Origin of the sequence: Domibacillus antri, assembly GCF_001936625.1 — a bacterium.
Lineage (GTDB): Bacteria > Bacillota > Bacilli > Bacillales > Domibacillaceae > Domibacillus > Domibacillus antri.
On the sequence record NZ_MSDU01000019.1, the window covers coordinates 1 to 18,566 of the forward strand.

General features: G+C 43.0%; 17 protein-coding genes, 1 pseudogene and 1 riboswitch. Of the genes and pseudogenes, 14 read left to right on the top strand and 4 right to left on the bottom strand.

From position 1 onward, the window contains the following. Positions 1-157: 157 nt before the first annotated feature. Positions 158-1,852 carry a methyl-accepting chemotaxis protein gene (locus tag BTO30_RS17010; RefSeq protein ID WP_075398527.1) on the bottom strand — a complete coding sequence of 565 codons (1,695 nt, stop codon included), beginning with the start codon at positions 1,850-1,852 and terminating at the stop codon, positions 158-160. Positions 1,853-1,981: 129 nt separating this feature from the next. Further along, a riboswitch (cyclic di-GMP riboswitch) is annotated at positions 1,982-2,067 on the bottom strand. 337 nt (positions 2,068-2,404) lie between these two features. Here BTO30_RS17010 and hsdR point away from each other — a divergent pair. The 9 genes and pseudogenes from hsdR (at position 2,405) to BTO30_RS09735 (ending at position 11,815) form a co-directional block, all read left to right on the top strand. Next, positions 2,405-4,968 (top strand): annotated as a pseudogene (gene hsdR / locus BTO30_RS09685) (type I restriction-modification system endonuclease). Position 4,969: 1 nt separating this feature from the next. Further along, positions 4,970-6,385, top strand: coding sequence for a class I SAM-dependent DNA methyltransferase (locus tag BTO30_RS09690; protein WP_075398528.1), 1,416 nt, complete (start codon positions 4,970-4,972; stop codon positions 6,383-6,385). Further along, positions 6,382-7,827: a restriction endonuclease subunit S gene (locus BTO30_RS09695; protein ID WP_075398529.1), complete on the top strand. Its 1,446-nt coding sequence runs from the start codon at positions 6,382-6,384 to the stop codon at positions 7,825-7,827. The genes BTO30_RS09690 and BTO30_RS09695 overlap by 4 nt, the downstream gene beginning before the upstream one ends. 134 nt (positions 7,828-7,961) lie before the next feature. Then, positions 7,962-8,372 (top strand): VOC family protein, encoded by a 411-nt coding sequence (locus BTO30_RS09705; RefSeq protein ID WP_281248608.1) that lies wholly within the window; start codon positions 7,962-7,964, stop codon positions 8,370-8,372. Between the two features lie 236 nt (positions 8,373-8,608). Next, complete coding sequence (locus BTO30_RS09710; RefSeq protein WP_075398532.1) at positions 8,609-8,926, top strand: thioredoxin family protein; 318 nt, start codon at positions 8,609-8,611, stop codon at positions 8,924-8,926. 383 nt (positions 8,927-9,309) lie between these two features. Further along, entirely contained in the window at positions 9,310-9,573 is a 264-nt protein-coding gene (locus BTO30_RS09715) for a CD3324 family protein (protein WP_075398533.1), read from the top strand. 98 nt (positions 9,574-9,671) lie between these two features. Next, positions 9,672-10,391, top strand: a complete 720-nt coding sequence (locus BTO30_RS09720) for a YebC/PmpR family DNA-binding transcriptional regulator (RefSeq protein ID WP_075398534.1) — start codon at positions 9,672-9,674, stop codon at positions 10,389-10,391. A 281-nt stretch (positions 10,392-10,672) separates the two neighbouring features. After that, on the top strand, positions 10,673-11,065 hold the full coding sequence (locus tag BTO30_RS09730; protein WP_143331938.1) for a VOC family protein: 393 nt from the start codon (positions 10,673-10,675) through the stop codon (positions 11,063-11,065). Between the two features lie 138 nt (positions 11,066-11,203). Further along, positions 11,204-11,815, top strand: coding sequence for a LysE family translocator (locus BTO30_RS09735; protein ID WP_075398535.1), 612 nt, complete (start codon positions 11,204-11,206; stop codon positions 11,813-11,815). A 156-nt stretch (positions 11,816-11,971) separates the two neighbouring features. Here the strand turns inward: BTO30_RS09735 and BTO30_RS09740 are convergent, their stop codons facing one another. Continuing rightward, positions 11,972-12,742, bottom strand: coding sequence for a GTP cyclohydrolase II (locus tag BTO30_RS09740; protein ID WP_075398536.1), 771 nt, complete (start codon positions 12,740-12,742; stop codon positions 11,972-11,974). A gap of 126 nt (positions 12,743-12,868) precedes the next feature. Further along, a complete protein-coding gene (locus BTO30_RS09745) occupies positions 12,869-13,207 on the bottom strand; it encodes a winged helix-turn-helix transcriptional regulator (RefSeq protein WP_075398537.1) in 339 nt (112 codons plus the stop codon). A gap of 265 nt (positions 13,208-13,472) precedes the next feature. On the opposite strand from BTO30_RS09745, the gene BTO30_RS09750 reads away from it, so the two are divergent. From BTO30_RS09750 to BTO30_RS09765, 4 genes are all read left to right on the top strand, one after another. Continuing rightward, positions 13,473-13,874 carry a MerR family transcriptional regulator gene (locus BTO30_RS09750; protein ID WP_075398538.1) on the top strand — a complete coding sequence of 134 codons (402 nt, stop codon included), beginning with the start codon at positions 13,473-13,475 and terminating at the stop codon, positions 13,872-13,874. A 38-nt stretch (positions 13,875-13,912) separates the two neighbouring features. Continuing rightward, complete coding sequence (locus tag BTO30_RS09755) at positions 13,913-15,256, top strand: hemolysin family protein (RefSeq protein WP_075398539.1); 1,344 nt, start codon at positions 13,913-13,915, stop codon at positions 15,254-15,256. Positions 15,257-15,319: 63 nt separating this feature from the next. Then, positions 15,320-16,648: a hemolysin family protein gene (locus BTO30_RS09760; protein WP_075398540.1), complete on the top strand. Its 1,329-nt coding sequence runs from the start codon at positions 15,320-15,322 to the stop codon at positions 16,646-16,648. 56 nt (positions 16,649-16,704) lie between these two features. Further along, a complete protein-coding gene (locus BTO30_RS09765) occupies positions 16,705-16,860 on the top strand; it encodes a DUF1540 domain-containing protein (protein ID WP_075398541.1) in 156 nt (51 codons plus the stop codon). Positions 16,861-17,110: 250 nt separating this feature from the next. Here the strand turns inward: BTO30_RS09765 and BTO30_RS09770 are convergent, their stop codons facing one another. Beyond that, positions 17,111-17,761, bottom strand: coding sequence for a DsbA family oxidoreductase (locus BTO30_RS09770; protein WP_075398543.1), 651 nt, complete (start codon positions 17,759-17,761; stop codon positions 17,111-17,113). A gap of 605 nt (positions 17,762-18,366) precedes the next feature. Between BTO30_RS09770 and BTO30_RS17220 the strand changes: the two genes are divergently transcribed. After that, positions 18,367-18,510: a hypothetical protein gene (locus tag BTO30_RS17220; RefSeq protein ID WP_158023582.1), complete on the top strand. Its 144-nt coding sequence runs from the start codon at positions 18,367-18,369 to the stop codon at positions 18,508-18,510. Positions 18,511-18,566: the final 56 nt, after the last annotated feature.

Genomic DNA, 18,566 nt, shown 5'->3' on the forward strand with positions numbered 1-18,566 from the left:
TCATAAAAAATCGCGTCCCTACTGTGGGGTTTGTCACTTACATTATATCGGATGAGGCGATTTTTTTGTGCATAAAAACAGGGCTGCCTCAAAAGTCAGTTTCCACTGACTTTTGGGACAGCCCCCTTAATTTGCTATCAACATATGTGCTGCAAAATTAGTCCAGCTTAAATCGGGAGACAGATTTTTGAAGATTCTCAGCAAGCATGGCTAAATTTTGAGCATTTGCGGATACTTCTTCAATGACGGCCACATTTTCTTCCGTGCCGGCACTTACCTGCTGTGATGCAGCAACACTGGCTTCGGCTATCTGCTTCACATTTTCCAGCGCTTTAACAATTTTCTCACTTAAAGCATCCAGCTCTTTGATGGAAGAGGACATTTCTTTTACTTTGTTCGTCACCTGGCCAACGGAGACTTCAATTTCAGTAAACGCACCGTTCGCTTCGTCTGTAAAGGATAATCCTTCTTCGACTTCTTTATTTTGCTGTTCCATAGACAGGACTGCCTGATGGGTTTCTTCTTGGATCATTGTGATCATCTGCGTAATTTGTTCGGCTGATTTCCTTGATTCTTCGGCCAATTTGCGCACTTCATTTGCTACTACGGCAAAGCCTTTTCCATGTTCTCCTGCCCGGGCTGCTTCTATGGCCGCATTTAAAGCCAGCAGGTTCGTCTGTGCGGAAATGTCCGTAATAAAGCTGACAATGTCGTGAATTTCTTTTGAACGTTCTCCGAGAGAGCGGATGACATCTGTGGTACTTAAAGCAGAATTGTTAATTTTGTTCATTTGTTCAAAAACTTTTTGAACAGCGGCGGAACCATCTTTTGTCATTGAATTGGCAGACTCTGTAGAGTGGAGCATGTCTTCACTGCTTACATTCATTTTCTCCATTCTGACAGCGATTTCTTCCATTGACGTTTGAACATTATTGAAGTAATGAAGCTGCTGTTCCATTCCTTCTGCACTTTGTTGAATGAGCTGGGCAATTTCTTCACTGGCAGAACTGCTTTCCTCCGCGCTTGCGTTCAATTGTTCACTGCTGGCCGCTACCTGCGTGGATGAATCACGCACGTCAGATACGATGGGCCTTAGGTCACGAACCATTTGATTAAAAGCGGCGCCTAAATCTCTTAATTCATCACGCGATTTTATTTTCACTTCCTGTACGCTTAAATCCCCTGAAGCAACCTGTTTCATGGAAGATACAAGGGTTAAGATCGGCTTTGAAATTTGACGGCTGATCCATAACGCTACTCCTAAACTGACGAGTAAAGCCACAATAAGAATGATGAAAGAAGTGAATATCACGTTTGCGACGAGTTGGGAGGCTGCTTCCCGGCCTTGTGCCATGTTGTCAAATTGAAATGTTTCCAATTCTTGAAGAGACTTCATGAATTCGGCATTTACAGCGGGAGCGGATGAGCTCATAATTTGTAAATATCCATTCTCATCCCCGTTTTTCTTTAGTTCTAAAGCTTGTTGAATGATTTTTTGATACTCATTATTTATGTTCTCAATTCTTTGGACAATGTCTTTTCCTTTTTCTGAATATGTAGTTGTTTTGAGGGCTTGAAGCATCTTTTCAAATTCTTGAACCGACTCTTCATATTTTGTGATATATTCCTCATCATTCGAAATGACAAAACCGCGGACATGCAAGGCCTGATTTGTCATTTCCTGCTTCATATCTTTGGCCGCGGCCAGCTTGGTTACCCGGTCTTCCAGCAATTCTTCATAGCTTTCATTCACATTTGTTAACTCATAGCTTCCCATCCCTCCAACGATGCCAAGGAATACTAAAACAATGAGAAATCCGCCGAGCAGCTTTTTTTGTACAGTTATTTTCACTTTTTTTCTCTCTCCTCCATGTATTTTACAAGCAAAAAAACCCTGCCAAAAAGAATGGCGGGTATATACGAATAAGGTAGTGTGCGATAAAAATGGCAGACTTCTCCCTTTGTCATATATCCAATTCTTTTCGGAAACCCGGCGATCGTAGCCGTTATAGCCTTAGACCCGTAGCTTTGCGTCCTTACCTTTCGATAAGTTTGCCATTATCGTAGAATTTACTAATTATAAGGTAAATATAGTAAATATAGTGCTTACGTCCTGATTATATTTAGTTTTTATGAAATATGCAAATTGTTTGTTTATTATTGTATAATATCGTCACTTTTTGTTGAAAAAAATTGGATTATTGTAAGAGCGGTGACGGGATGCGATATAATGATAGATAAAAAAGTGACAAGGCCAGAGGGAAGTCAAACAGTTATCCTTTTTTGGCATAGCTTCTTTGATAAAGTATATTGTAAAGCGCTTTTTATAGAAATGAACGTAAATTTCTAGCTTTCATACTATGATGTTTATTTAAAATAATGTTGGCTGGAGGTGTCTCAAATGATAGAGCACAATTTTCAGTTTTTGGAGAGCCGGTGGGAAGTGCTGGCCCGTGTCGGGGGAGCGGCGGAGCTGAATGTGTTTCACAACCCGAACTTGACGATCAGCGAGCTTAGGAAGTTAGCGGAAACCATTACAAAGTACGTTCTCGCGAATGAAGAAATAAAAGAGGAACATGGAACGAACCAGGACGAGCGTCTAAGAGTGCTGTTGTATGATCAAATTATTCCGAAAGAGCTGTTTGATTTGTTCCATACGATCCGCCGGAAAGGAAATAAAGCCACGCATGATTTAACATACGGAAAGACGGAAGAAGCACTTGTTTTACTGCATATGGCGTATCGGATTGCCGTCTGGTTTATGGAGGTGTACGGCGATTGGACGGTTCAAATTCCGGAATATAAACAGCCTGCGCCGCATCAGGAAACGCGGGAAGAAGATGTACATGAAGTCACGCGGGCGTATGAAGAAAAGCTGGCTCAATTGGAAAATGAGCTGGAGAAAATCCGGGAAGAACAAGGTCATTTGACTGACAAAGACAAGCAGCAGCGGCGTGAGCAGTCAAATCGCGCGGCGTCCCGATTTGTGTTAACAGAAGCGGAAACGCGCATGATTATCGATCAGCAGCTTCAGGAAGCCGGCTGGGAAGCGGATACGAAAACATTGCGGTTCGCAAAAGGCGTTCGTCCGGAAAAAGGGCGCAGCATGGCGATTGCCGAATGGCCGTTAAAAAAAGGGTTTGCCGATTATGCCTTATTCATCGGTCTTGAACTGGTGGCGATCGTGGAAGCGAAACGGGCCAGTAAAGATATTTCATCAGATATTGACCAAGCGAAACAATATGCACGGCTTGTCGTGAAGCATGGGGATGAACGAATTTCTGAGCCATACGGCGACTATTTTGTCCCGTTTTTGTTCGCGGCCAATGGACGGCCTTATATGAAGCAGTTTGAACAAAAATCAGGCATCTGGTTTTTGGACGCCCGCAAGCCGACGAATCATGCGCGTGCGCTGCAGGCATGGTATACCCCTAACGGATTAAAGCAGCTGCTTGAAGAGGATACAGACCGGTCAGAAGCGCAGCTGAGAGATGAAAAATTGGATTATTTGAAACTGCGTCCTTATCAGGTGGAAGCCATTCAGTCGGTAGAACAGGCTCTTGAACGGGAACAGCGGGAAATATTGATTGCCATGGCAACAGGCACAGGAAAAACGAGAATGGCGATTGGTCTTATTTACCGATTGATTAAAGCGAAGCGGTTTAACCGTATTTTATTCATGGTTGACCGGTCGGCGCTTGGGGAACAAGCGGAAGCGGCTTTTAAAGGCAGTCAGCTCGAAAGTTTCCATACGTTTACGGAAATTTACGAACTGAAAGGATTAACCGACAAAAAGCCGAATCCGGAAACGAAAGTGCATATCGCGACTGTACAAGGAATGCTGAAGCGCATCTTTTACAGCGAGACGGATGGCGGCAAGCCGATGGTGGACCAGTACGACTGTATCATTGTCGATGAAGCGCACCGCGGCTATACGCTTGATCGGGAAATGAGTGACATGGAAGTGGAAATCCGCGACCATAAAGACTACGTCAGCAAATACAGGCAAGTACTTGACTACTTTGATGCCGTCCGCATCGGGCTGACCGCGACACCTGCCCTCCATACAACAGAAATATTCGGCAAGCCGGCCTTTACGTATTCTTACCGGGAAGCGGTGGTGGAAGGGCATCTGGTTGATCATGAACCGCCCTATCAATTTGAGACGTCGCTGAAAAAGGCCGGTATTCACTGGACAAAAGGCGAGATGGTTGATGTGTATCATAAAGAAACAGGCACGCTTTCGCAGGAAGAATTAGGAAAGGCCACTTTACCATTTTCGACGCGGTCGGCATTTATGAATCATTAAAGCCGTCTGATCTGCGTGGCGGACTGAAAGAGTATAAACTATTATTCCGGTACATGGACGAAAATATATATAGTGAAAATAAGCAGCTCATTTCCCATCATGAAGACCGGATCGTCGCCGTGAAAAGAGGGTATGGCAATGCGGAAAAGCCGGATGACTATTTACAGTCATTCAGCCGGTTCATCCATGAAAATATGAATACCGTTCCGGCGCTTATGGTCGTTTGCCAGCGCCCCGCGGAATTAACGAGGGAAGAGCTGAAAAGGCTGCTATTGGAACTTGACCAGAAAGGCTTTACCGAGAAAACCTTGCAGGCGGCGTGGCGTGACGCGAAAAATGAAGACGTTATCGCCTTTATCCGCAAGGAAGCATTAGGCGATCCGCTCGTCAGCCATGAAGACCGGATTCAAAACGCCATGAAACGGATTTATCAAATGAAAGCATGGCCGCAGGTACAGAAAAAGTGGCTTGAAAGGATTGAAAAGCAGCTCATTCAAGAATCGGTGCTCCACCCCGATCCGGAAAAGGCGTTTGACTACGAACCGTTTAAGCGCCGCGGCGGATTTAAACAGCTGGATAAAATTTTCAACGGACAGCTGGCCGGTATTGTCCATGACATTAATCATCATTTGTACAGCTACAAAAAGGAGAAGGCATAACATGACCAACCAGGAAATTGTCCAGAAGTTATGGAATTTATGTAACGTGCTGCGTGATGACGGCATTACGTATCACCAGTACGTGACGGAATTAACTTATTTATTATTTTTAAAAATGATGAAAGAAACCGGACAGGATTACATGATTGATGAGCCGTACCGGTGGGATTCACTTGTGTCGAGGGACTGCATTGAACTAAAAAACCATTACCGCCAGCTCCTGCTTGATTTGGGGAAGGCGGAGCATCCTTTATTAAAAGAAATATATACCGATGCCGCCACGTACATCAGCGAGCCGAAAAACCTTGAAAAAATCATCAAATCAATCGACGGCCTTGACTGGTACAGCGCCAAGCAGGAAGGGCTCGGTGATTTGTATGAAGGGCTTCTTGAGAAAAACGCGAGTGAATTGAAATCAGGCGCGGGGCAATATTTCACACCGCGCGTCCTCATTGATACGATTGTAAAGCTCGCCGATCCAAAACCGGGTGAGCGCTGCCATGACCCGGCGGCCGGCACATTTGGTTTTATGATTGCCGCCGACCGGTATGTACGGGAAAAAACGGATGATTATTTCGATCTGTCAGAGGAAGAGAGCGAATTTCAAAAGCAGAAAGCATTCGGCGGCGTTGAACTGGTAAAAGATACACACCGTCTCGCCACAATGAACGCGCTTCTTCACGATATTCATGGTGAAATTACGCTTGGTGATACCCTTTCATCCATTGGGGAAGGATTAAAAAACTACGATGTTATTTTAACGAATCCGCCGTTCGGTACGAAAAAAGGCGGTGAACGTGTATCCCGTACAGACTTTACGTTTACCACGTCCAACAAACAGCTGAACTTTCTCCAGCACATATACCGGGCTTTAAAAACGAATGGCAAAGCGCGCGCTGCGGTTGTTTTGCCGGATAACGTGCTGTTTGAAGGCGGTGTCGGCACCGATATACGCCGCGACTTAATGGACAAATGCAATTTGCATACTATTTTACGGCTGCCGACCGGTATTTTCTACGCGCAGGGTGTCAAAACAAACGTCCTTTTTTTCACGCGGGAAAAAACGGACAGCGCCAATACAAAACAAGTATGGGTGTATGACTTGCGCACAAATATGCCGTCATTCGGAAAACGGAATCCGCTGACAGAAACACATTTTGAAAAATTTATCGAAGCGTATACTGCCGAAGACAGGACAAAAACCGAAGATGAGCGGTGGAATGTTTTTACGCGTGAAGAAATCGCCAAACAAGGCGACAGCCTAGATATCGGCCTGATTGCAGATGATTCGTTCTCCGCTTACGAAAACCTGCCGGACCCGGTCGATGCAGCGGAAGCAGCCGTCGGCAAACTGACCGAAGCCATTTCGATGCTAAACGAAGTCATCTATGAACTGAAAGAGTCAGAACAGTCATGAGCAGAGTGACAAAGAAACAAAAAACGCTGGAGGAATTGCTGGAAGAAGCGCTTGTCACTGAAGCTGAGCAGCCATTTACATTGCCGGAGAATTGGGTTTGGGTGAAGTTCGGTACAGTGGCTAAATTAGTGAATGGCTATGCTTTTAAAAGCAAAGATTACGCTGCAGATGGTATTCCGGTGATTCGGATTTCGGATTTAAACGGAATAAATACCAATACAGAAATATCTGTTAAAGTACCTGCTGAATTTTATCATGAACGATTTGCCGTTCAAAAAGGCGATTTACTGATCGCCATGTCAGGGGCTACAACCGGAAAAATCGGCATTTATGGTTCGGATGAAGCAGCGCTGCAAAATCAGCGCGTCGGAAATATTAAGGTGATTGATGATCGGGTGTTAGACGCAAAGTACCGGGATTATTTTGTCATGCATTCCGCCGATAAAATTAAAAAATTAGCCTATGGAGGAGCACAGCCTAACATAAGCGGAAATTTAATTGAGCGTTTATTATTTCCATTACCTCCTTTAACAGAGCAAAAACGTGTGGCCGAAAAGATTGAACGGCTGTTTGCCAAGATCGATGAAACGAAGCGGCTGATTGAAGAAGTGAAAGAGTCAGCGGCCCTTCGGCGGTCAGTCATTTTGGATAAGGCGTTTAGAGGAATGTTATATACAAACGATCCAAATGAAAAAAGCATATTGGCGCTTTCGGATGAAATCACTCACAATGAGCTTATTCCTTCAGAAGAAATACTTTATGATTTACCTGAAAATTGGATATGGGTCAAGCTGGGATCAGTCGCAAAAGTAAAAGGAGGAAAGCGGCTTCCGAAAGGACATACATTATTAGAAGAACAAACAAATTTTCCTTATTTAAGAGTAACCGACTTTAAAAATGGCAGCATCGACTTGAACAGTGTTAAGTATATTGATCAAGAGACAGCTGAAAAAATTTCCAGATACATTATCTCTCAGGATGATGTGTATATTTCTATCGCCGGAACCATTGGAAAAACCGGTATCGTGCCTTCAGCTCTGGATGGTGCGTTTTTAACTGAAAATGCGGCAAAAATCACGCAACTGACTAACACTTTTAATATATTTTTACATTTCTATTTGAATTCACCGATCTTACAGGGAAAAATGAAAAAAGCCGTCGTTTCCTCTTCGCAGCCAAAGCTCGCCTTGTTTCGAATAGAAGACTTTCATGTGGCATTGCCGCCTATGGACGAACAAAAAAGAATCGTTTCCAAGCTGGAGCGGCTATTAAACGAATTGGAAGAGGAAAAAGAACGGATTTTAGAAGTGGAAGACACAATGGATCTGCTAAAGCAATCGATTCTTAACAAAGCCTTCCGCGGAGAGCTTGGTACAAATGATCCGGCTGAAGAAAGTGCGGTTGAGTCATTGAAGGAAGTCCTGCAATCTACGAGGGATTGAAATGCTGTTCACTGTAATAGGCAATCGCGCGCTGCTTATGCGGGACGGAATTTTGGAAGCGGGGATAACAGAAAATAATAGAGTATATATAAAATGCAGCCAAAATAATCGGGCAAAGGGTGAGTACGACGGGAGTGCAAGCAGACCAAATTTTTGTGAATTTGCCGGTGAAGGACCTGCAAAAATCGATGGCGTTTTTTAAAGAAATCGGTTTTGAATTTAACGCTCAGTTTACGGATGAAAATGCGGCATGTCTGGTGGTCAGTGACCACATCTTTGTCATGCTGCTCGTTGAAGCGTTTTTTCAAACGTTTACGAAGAAGGAATTGGTCGATGCGGCAAAGAGTACCGAAGTGATTTTGGCGCTTTCCGCGGAAAGCAGGGAGCAGGTAGATGACATTGTCAACAAGGCACTGGAAGCCGGTGGAAAGGCATCAAATGACCCGATGGATCATGGATTTATGTATGGATGGAGTTTTCAGGATATCGACGGCCATCTTTGGGAAGTCATGTATATGGAACCGGGCATGAGTGAGCAAGGCTAAAGGGTGGGAGCTCAGGGGCAATGCTGAACGTCAAAAATAAAATGAAAAATCACTTCCTATATAAAAAAGGGAGTGATTTTTTTGAGGGCTTGTATGAGAAGATCCCAAAAAGTACAAAATACGCGTTACAAACAAAAGCCTAAAGTGATAATAGTTGATTTCTGGCTTATTTCTCATTAAGATAGGCGGTATTGGATCAATGACATCCAAACTGTCATGATGATGGAGGTAAACAGATGGAAAAGTTACAATCAATAGAACAATTTGAACAGCTGAAAAAGGAAGAGCGGGTCGTTTTCATGTTTTCTGCGGACTGGTGCCCGGACTGCCGGGTTATTGAGCCGATTTTGCCGGGAATTGAAGCGGATTACCCGGAATATCAATTTGTCCATGTGGATCGTGACGAGTTCATTGATTTGTGCGGCGATCTGGATGTATTCGGCATTCCGAGCTTTATTGCGTATCATAACGGGGAAGAAGCCGGCCGTTTTGTCAGCAAAGATCGTAAAACGAAGGAAGAAATTGAAGCGTTTTTGAACGGGCTTTCCGCTTAATTCCATAGGATCAAAAACACCACCCTTTTAAGGAGGGTGTTTTTTGATGAATATTTCCCGGAAAATAGTGTTCAATAACGGAAAATCAGGATGGACATAAATGAAGGGATTAAGATGCAAAAAACAGTCATTTCCCTTATAATAACTGGGAATAAAAGTGTTTTGACTGTTCACAGTTTTTACACGTTTCGGGGAGGTGGAAAAATGGTAAATGCAGCTGGTTTGCCACAATCTGCAGAGTCTCATGCAAAGCCTGGTATTGGAAAGGCGATACTTTGCATGGGGTGAACATCATTTAAAATCGCCCAAGTACACATAGATCATTTCTGATATCATTGGCTTTGCCCTTATTTTCATAAAAAAAGAATAAGGAGCGGGCAGAAATGACATATGTGAAAGCAACGATGGTTTTGCCGGAAGAGCTGATAAAAGAAATTCAAAAGTATGTTCAAGGCGAAACGATTTATATCCCGAAGCCCAAATCGGCTTATGAAAAATGGGGGACGCGTTCCGGAGGCAGAACGTTTATTGACAACCGGAATATTTCAATTAAACGGGCATTTAAAAACGGCCGGACTATTTCTCAATTAGCTGAAGAGTATTTTCTTTCCGTCGAAACAATCAAAAAAATTGTGTATACGAAATAAATAGAGATAGACTGCCGGCACTGATGTATAATAAAGACAATCAGCAGTATATTTCTTATCCTTTTTTATAGATTCAAATGTGAAAGCGAGTGTTCAGAATGGGCCGTAAGTGGAACAATATTAAAGAAAAAAAAGCGTCAAAAGATGCCAATACGAGTCGTATTTATGCAAAGTTTGGACGAGAAATCTATGTAGCAGCGAAGCAAGGTGAACCAAATCCGGAAACAAATCAGGCTTTACGGGTCGTTCTTGAGCGTGCCAAAACGTACAGCGTACCTAAAACGATTATTGACCGCGCGATTGAAAAAGCAAAAGGCGGTTCAGAAGAAAACTTTGACGAGCTTCGCTATGAAGGCTTTGGACCAAGCGGCTCTATGGTCATCGTGGATGCACTGACAAACAACGTGAACCGGACAGCATCCGATGTTCGTGCCGCTTTTGGTAAAAACGGCGGCAACATGGGTGTGAGCGGCTCTGTCGCATATATGTTTGATGCAACAGCTGTATTCGGTCTGGAAGGGAAAACGGCTGACGAAGTATTGGAATTGTTAATGGAAGCGGATATTGACGTTCGTGATGTGCTGGAGGAAGAGGAGTCCGTAATCGTCTACGCCGAACCGGATCAATTCCATGCTGTGCAGGAAGCGTTGAAGAATGCCGGTGTAACGGAATTTACTGTGGCTGAACTGACGATGCTTGCCCAAAATGATGTCACGCTGTCAGCGGATGACCAAGCTCAATTTGAAAAAATGATTGATGCTTTGGAAGACCTAGAAGATGTGCAGCAAGTGTATCATAATGTTGATTTAAGTGAATAATTCAAGAAAGCAGACCTTCGTTACAAAAGGTCTGTTTTTTGTATGCGGAGTTTTTTTAAAAATTAATTTCTCCATTTCATAAAACGAAGCGTTCTTTTACAATGAATAGAGAATGGAGTGATTAAAAATGGAAGCTTTTATCAGAAGTGATCAGTATCATTTTATTAAAAGAGGGAACTACATTTGCAAAGACAGCCAAACGTGTAATCAAAACATGATGACGCTGGATAAATTACATGATTTTATCACGCTGGTAACCAAATAAAAGGAGTGAAGAACAGTTGGACAAATCAAACCAAAAAATAACAACGTTTTTCATGTTTTCCGGCAAAGCAGAAGAGGCGATGAATTTTTATACGTCTTTATTTGACCAATCTGAAATCAAGCATCTGTTTTACCATGAAGATGGAACGGTTTTGCATGCATCGTTCACATTAAAAGGACAGACGTATATGTGCATCGACAATCGAAACGGAGATGTACATAAGTTTACGCCTGCCATGTCGCTGTTCGTGACATGTGACACAGAAGAAGAAATTGACCGCATTTTTGAGAAATTATCTAAAGGCGGACAGGTCTTAATGCCGTTAGCCGCTTCCCCTATGAGTGAAAAGTTTGCCTGGGTGGAGGACCAGTATGGTATTTCGTGGCAGTTGAATCTTCCCCAAAGCTGACAGCTGAAACGATATGGACAAGAAAAACAAAGAAGTATATCGAATCCCGGTGGCCGGGTTTTCATCGAATTAAAGCTCCTTTTCCTGTAAAATGGAAAGGGCGCTTTAATTTGAATAAAAGGTCAAAGGAGAAATGAAATGATTGCATTTATCATCGTTGTATTAACGTTATTTCTTATACCGGGACCGGCCGTCATGCTTACCTTGGCTCAAAGTGTGAGTGGAGGAAGGCGGAATGGTATTTTTACGGGTCTTGGCATCGCTGTTGGAGATCTGATTCACACGCTCGCTTTAGTACTCGGCTTATCAGCTGTTTTAATGACATCTGCGCACGCCTTCGAAATCATTAAATATTTGGGCGCCGCCTATTTATTTTATCTTGGAGTACGCGCCTTTATTGAAAAATCAGCGGCATTTACCGTGCCATCTGTTCATCGTGTCAGTGCCCGCCGTTCTTTTCAGCAGGCGGTTTTGACGGAAGTGCTCAATCCAAAAACCGCCTTATTTTTTCTTACCTTCCTGCCGCAGTTTGTCCGGCCGGATAACGTCTCCGTTGTTATTCAGCTATTGATTCTTGGTCTAACCTTTGTTGGTTTAAGTATTGCTTATACGACACTAATCGCCTTTCTTGCGGGTTTAGTAAGCCAATGGCTCTCCAGAAACAAAACAATTGCCCGCTGGCAGGGGAAAGTGGGGGGAGTGGTCTACCTTGGGTTAGGGATCAACTTGGCTTTGCAGCATCAAAAATAGGCCGATTTTGCTGTTTTTGGGCCGGTTTCCTTGTCATTTGGGCCGAATTCCCATCAATTCGGCTTTATGAGACCAAATTTGGCTCTAATATCAATAAATCGGCCTAAACGGCTCACAATCCGGCCTTCCCTCATGCTTTGGGGACCTTTTTAGTTCTTATTTTATATAAGGTTCCTTCTTGAATGATACGCCGTCTTCATCTAAATGACCGGAACGCGTGATTTTGGTTTTTAAATAGTTCTCATTAAATTCGGAGAAGTCTCCCCAGAGCGGTGTTCTCCCCGAAAGATGCATACCTGAATTTTTTAACGCTTCTAATTTTTTTGGATTATTGGTAATGAGGGTGACAGGTTTTGACCGTAATGTTTTTAATACGTCAATCGCATCTGCATAATTGCGGGAGTCATCCACAAAACCAAGATGTTCGTTTGCCTCAACTGTATCGTACCCATTTTCCTGAAGGATATAAGCCATTGCTTTGCTGAATAGGCCGATTCCCCGCCCTTCATGGTTCGCCAAATAAAATAATGCGCCGCTTCCATGTTCCACGATCATTTTCATCGACTGCTTCAGCTGAAAACCACAATCGCATCGTTTGCTTCCAAATATATCACCGGTGTGGCAAATGGAGTGCATGCGGATGATGGCATCATCCGCATACCGGAAGTCCCCGTAAACAAGCACGCTGGATTGCTGAAGCTCGGCTAAATTTGCAGAAGCTAATGTATCAATCACTCTTTCCAGGTCATTTGTTGATTCGCTGCACTTAAGCCAGCAATACCATTGAAAAATGACGGTTTCTCCATATAAACTAACCGGAAGCCGGATCGGTCCTACTAAGTAAATGGACTCTTCCGTTGTATTTATGAATTGAATTTTATCTTGTAAAATGGACATAATATTTGTTTCGAGTTTTGTCTGCGTCATATGCTCGTCCCTTTCTTGTTGACCGTTTGTCTGAAAATGTATGATGATTTCAGCAATAAAACGTCAAAACATCCTGTATAGACCATGATTCAATTATGCAAAGCAGCTGCTCGTGTAATGTTCTATTTAACTGCCGCTTTTTTCGTCTGTGGGAACTTTTTCGACCCATGATTGAGACCATTTATCAATTTCCCTCATGATGGGTGCGAACGAAACACCTTTTTCAGTGAGGGAATATTCAATGCGGACGGGTGTTTCGGGAATGACATTCCGTTTTACAATTCCCTGATTTTCCAGCTCCTTCAATCGTTCTGACAGGACTCTTCCGCTGATCCCAAGGGTATCTGTCATTGAACAGAATCGCTGGGGTCCGGAGAGCAGCTGATAGATGACCAAAGCGGTCCAGCGCTGGCTTAAGATAGCGACTGCTTTCTCGAATCGTGGACAAATAATGGATGGATCCATGTTGTCTTCACCTCTTTATTTTAATATATCATATTACAATATGGAATTAAATTATTTTAAATAAAAAAGTTACTTTAAGTAACTTTTGTGTCTTGTAAAGAAATGGAGGCATCATTTTTATGGGTGAAAATAACTCTGTTTGGAATTTAAACGGTATGTTCAACTCATGAACGGCGATAAAATGAATTAAGCAGAACGTTTTACTGTACGGTTTGACGCTTAATGTGCTATTTTAATAGCAAGTGTATAAATATAAAGGAGGGGAATGCGAATTGGGAAGGCGTTATTGCGTATTGGGCAGGTGGCGGAATTAAGCGGCCTATCTTCACGGACAATAGATTATTATACACAGCATGGCTTGCTGGAGTATGAACGCTCGTCATCAAATTATCGTCTTTATCCTGAGAGCGTTCTTCAAACGTTAGAACGAATAAAGCTTTTGAAAAAACAACGGATGTCGATCGCCGAGATTAAAGAAGCGATTCAAACTGACAATACGATCGAACCGATCATCGTTGAAGTGCAAGACGAAATTACGTGTCTGCAGCAAAAGCTGACAACACTTGAGGAACAAATGAAAGACGCGCCGCGGGAAGAAAAAAAACTCATATATCAAAAGCTTGAAAGCAAACTAACAGATGTCATGAAATTATTGACGTTAATGTAACTATTTTTGGAGGTGAATCCCTCATTTGAGGGAAATAATTGGATATTATATTAATCGCAAATTTGTTTTTACTATCACTGCTCATTGGATTGACGGCTTTCTTCGTTGGTTCAGAGTTTGCAGTTGTAAAAATACGGATGTCTCGAATTGATCAATTAATAGCAGAAGGCAACAAAAAAGCGGTCTTGGCGAAAAAAGTCGCCTCCGATCTGGATTACTATCTTTCAGCCTGCCAGCTCGGTATTACGGTCACGGCACTCGGACTTGGTTGGTTAGGAAAACCGACTGTTGAACGGCTGTTATATCCTTTGTTTGACAGCCTGGGGGTGCCGGAGTCGATTTCTGTGGTTGTTTCGTTTATTGTGGCCTTTTCACTTGTCACGTTCCTTCACGTCGTCGTTGGAGAAATGGCACCGAAAACATTGGCCATCCAGTTTGCGGAAAGAATGACCTTAATGCTGGCGCCGCCGCTTTATTGGTTCGGAAAAATTATGTACCCATTTATTTGGACATTAAATGGGTCGGCCCGCGTATTGCTTCGGACTTTTGGCGTTCAGCCTGCAGGACATGAGCAGGCTCACTCGGAAGAAGAGTTAAAAATCATTATGGCTCAAAGCTTTCAAGGCGGAGAGATTAACCAGACGGAGCTTGCCTATATGGAAAACATATTTGCGTTTGATGAACGGGTTGCCAAAGACATAATGGTGCCAAGAACGCAAATCGTCACACTTGAAAAGACCATGAGTCATGAAGAAATCGTGGCTGTGCTTGATGAATACAACTATACACGTTATCCTGTCACAGAAGATGGAGACAAGGACCACATTATCGGATTCGTCAACGTTAAAAAAATGCTGACACATATCGCGGCAGGACGTGACCGGGAACTAAAGGAATTTGTCAGGGAAATTCCGCTTATCCATGAAGTCACCCGGCTGCAGGATGTTCTTTTAAAAATGCAGAAAGCGCGTGTTCATATGGCGCTGATTATTGATGAATATGGCGGTACGGCAGGGATTATCACAATGGAAGATATTTTGGAAGAAATCGTTGGTGAAATTCGTGATGAGTTTGATGCCGATGAAGTTCCGGATATTCAGGAGAAGGGTGAGGCTCTGTATCATATAAACGGGCGTGTATTGCTGTCGGACCTTGAACAGCGGTTCGGTTTGACATTTGAAGACAGCGAGGATGTTGATACGATCGGCGGCTGGATTCAATTCCAAAAGACCGACACGGTGCAAGAAGGCGACAAAGTGGAGCTTAAAGATCATCTTTTTACTGTGACGGAAATGGATAACTACCAGATCGTCCAGGTGGCTCTTCAGCTTCGGGCATTATCTGAAGAAAAAGAATCGAACATAAATACGATAAACAACTGATTGGGCGAAAACGACAACTTTATTGAATTTTTTGGAGGTGAATCCCTCGATTGAGGGAAATAATTGGACGGTATATTATTATTAAATTTGTTTTTGGTGGCGCTTCTCATTGTACTGACAGCTTTCTTTGTCGGCTCTGAGTTTGCTGTCTTGAAAGTGCGGATGTCTCGAATTGATCAATTGATTGCAGAAGGTAACAAAAAAGCAGTGCTGGCAAAAAAGGTGGCCAATGATCTGGATTATTACCTTTCAGCCTGTCAGCTTGGTATCACCATCACCGCCCTCGGACTTGGCTGGCTGGGGGAGCCGACGGTGGAAAAGATTTTACATCCTTTGTTCGATAGTTTAGGGATTCCGTCTTCTCTTTCAGCGGTTATTTCGTTTGCGATCGCTTTCTCGACTGTAACGTTTCTTCACGTAGTCATAGGGGAGCTTGCACCGAAGACGCTTGCCATTCAATTTGCGGAAAAAATGACGTTAATGCTGGCGCCGCCGCTATTTTGGTTTGGTAAAATTATGTATCCATTCATTTGGGCACTAAACGGTTCAGCCCGCGTGCTGCTTCGTATGTTTGGCGTACAGCCGGCGGGGCATGAACATGCTCACTCGGAGGAAGAGCTGCAAATCATTATGACGGAAAGTTTTCAGAGCGGTGAAATTAACCAGACTGAGCTTTCTTACATGAAAAACATCTTTGCGTTTGATGAGCGGGTCGTGAAGGATATTATGGTTCCGCGAACGCAGATGGTCACTCTTGAAAAATCGATGAACCGTGCGGAAATCATTGCCGTTCTTGATGAATATGACTATACAAGATATCCGGTCACCGAAGATGGCTATAAAGATCACATTATCGGATTTATTAACACGAAAGAAATGCTGACGAACATTGCGGCTGGACGCGAACGAAAATTGGAAGAATTTGTTCACGATCTGCTTCGCATCCATGAAGCTACGCCATTAAAAGACGTTCTTTTGAAAATGCAGCAAAACCGTGTTCATATGGCACTGGCGGTGGATGAATATGGAGGGACGGCCGGCGTGATTACGATGGAAGATATTTTAGAAGAAATCGTCGGTGAAATCCGTGATGAATACGATGCTGACGAAGTCCCGGATATTCAGAAAAAAAGGGAAGACCTGTATCATATCAACGGACGTGTCTTGCTTTCCGATCTGGAAGAGCAATTTCATCTTACCTTCGAAAACAGCGAAGATATCGATACAATCGGCGGCTGGATTCTTGTGCAGCATATAGATACTGTGCACAAAGGAGATACAATTCAGCACGGTGAGCATCTCTGGACCGTACTGGAAATGGATAACCATCAAATTATACAGGTTGCGCTGCAGCTCCAGGCTTTAGCAAAAGTAAACGGAGACGAAGAATAAAAAAGTATCAATCCCCTCTTTTTTGTAAACGATAAGCAAAAAGGAGGTGTGATACGATGGCTAAAGATGTTCTTTGTGAAGTGAACAACTGTAAGTATTGGGATTCTGGAAACAAATGCAATGCAGATTCTATTTATGTCGTCAGCCACAAAGGCAAGCAGGCTTCTAAAAGTGAAGAAACAGACTGCAAAACATTTGTGCCGGAATTGTAATTATCCAAAAGAGTATGCCGTTTAACACAAACATTATTTATCGGACAGTTTGTCATTTGGGTTATTTGTGAAGAATGAAAACCACATATTAAAGAGGAGATGTCTCAAATGTTCAGCGAGACAGCTCCTCTTATTTTGATGGCCGGCTTTCATTTCATCTCATCAATTCGGTCTAAATGGTGCAGAATATGCTGTCTATCCACCACTTGCGGGACAGTCTCTTTCTTTGACCGATTGTCATGGCAGCTCGTTAACAGCCATCAACACCACACGACATGCCATCCATTAACAATGTTACTTTTTGCTTTTTCATTTCATCCTCGATTACTTGCTCCAATGTTTCCTTTGAATGCATCCCTGTCAGCTTCGTGCTTCCGATGATGAATGTCGGGACAGCTGTAATATTTGCTACATTGTAGGCTTGTTCCAGTGCTTTTTGATGTGCGTCTTTATAGGTTCTTTGTTCAAGCGCAGCCCGGTATTCATCTTCATCCAATCCGATTTCACCAGCCAGTTTCGTCAGCACGTCCACATCACCGATATTTTGTTCTTTCTGGAAAAAGGCGCGGAGCATGCGGTGATTATATTCATTTCCTTTTCCATGTTCTTTCGCATATTGATATCCTTCAAAGGCAAGGTGAGTATGCGGCTGAGGTGAAACATTCGGTAATACAATAGGAATGCCCATTTGTTCGGCCATCGGATAAACCGATTGCTTCCACGTGTTTTGCAAGTAGTCCCCTTCCGGACGAAGCGTCTCGTTTGGATAAGGGCGTAATTCATACGGCATCCATTCCACTTCTATATCATCTTGGCCTCTAATCGCTTCTTCAAGGGGTTTTTCAGCTAAAAAACAAAATGGGCACACATAATCGGAGTAAACTTTGATTTTTAACGTCAAAATCATCAGCCTCCCTTTCATATTCATTGAAGTTGATTATATAGCGGCGGGCATGTTTCGTCTAACCATCTGCTTTAAGTCTTATTATGATTCAAAAACGGCAATAACTTGAATGAATGTTTTTCAGCATCTCTGTTCCACGTGAAACAATAAAGTTGTGCTTGCCAGATATTTTAAAAACTTGCCCATTTATAAAGACACACCGCAGTGTAAGCACTCGCTGATCGGCTTTTCAATGAGGATGCTTTCCGAATAGATTGTACGTCCCGATTGTGGTATAATATAAACACATAGTTCGAGAGTTAAGACTATTGCTCACATTGAGCTTATACAACTCCAAAGGGGAGTAGCTGACAGTTACGTCGACAATACGTGATCATGGACCACCGTCTTAACTGGCAACATTATGTTGTTTGCGAGACCTTTGCCGGCATGGTAAAGGGTTAATAGATGGAAAAACCTTTACCGCCCAATTGGTAAAGTTTTTTTGTTCATAAAAAGAAATGGAGCGTGTTTCGAATCTAATATTCAGTTGAACGTCCAAAACGAATATTATTTTGAAAGGAAGAACGTAGTAAGAATTGGACATAGAGATACGAAGGAGAATGTTATTTCTCATTACCTTTATCGTAACGGCAAAATTATATGCGATGGCGATTGTGACGCTTGATCCGCAAAATCCGCCGCGCAGTTTAGCCATCAGTGCGCCACAGTCCGTTGTCGCTGAAAAGATTTTTCATACAAATTGAAGGTAAAGAGCCGGCACAGTTCATGCCGGCCTTTTTTTTGTGTTCTTTGAAAACCC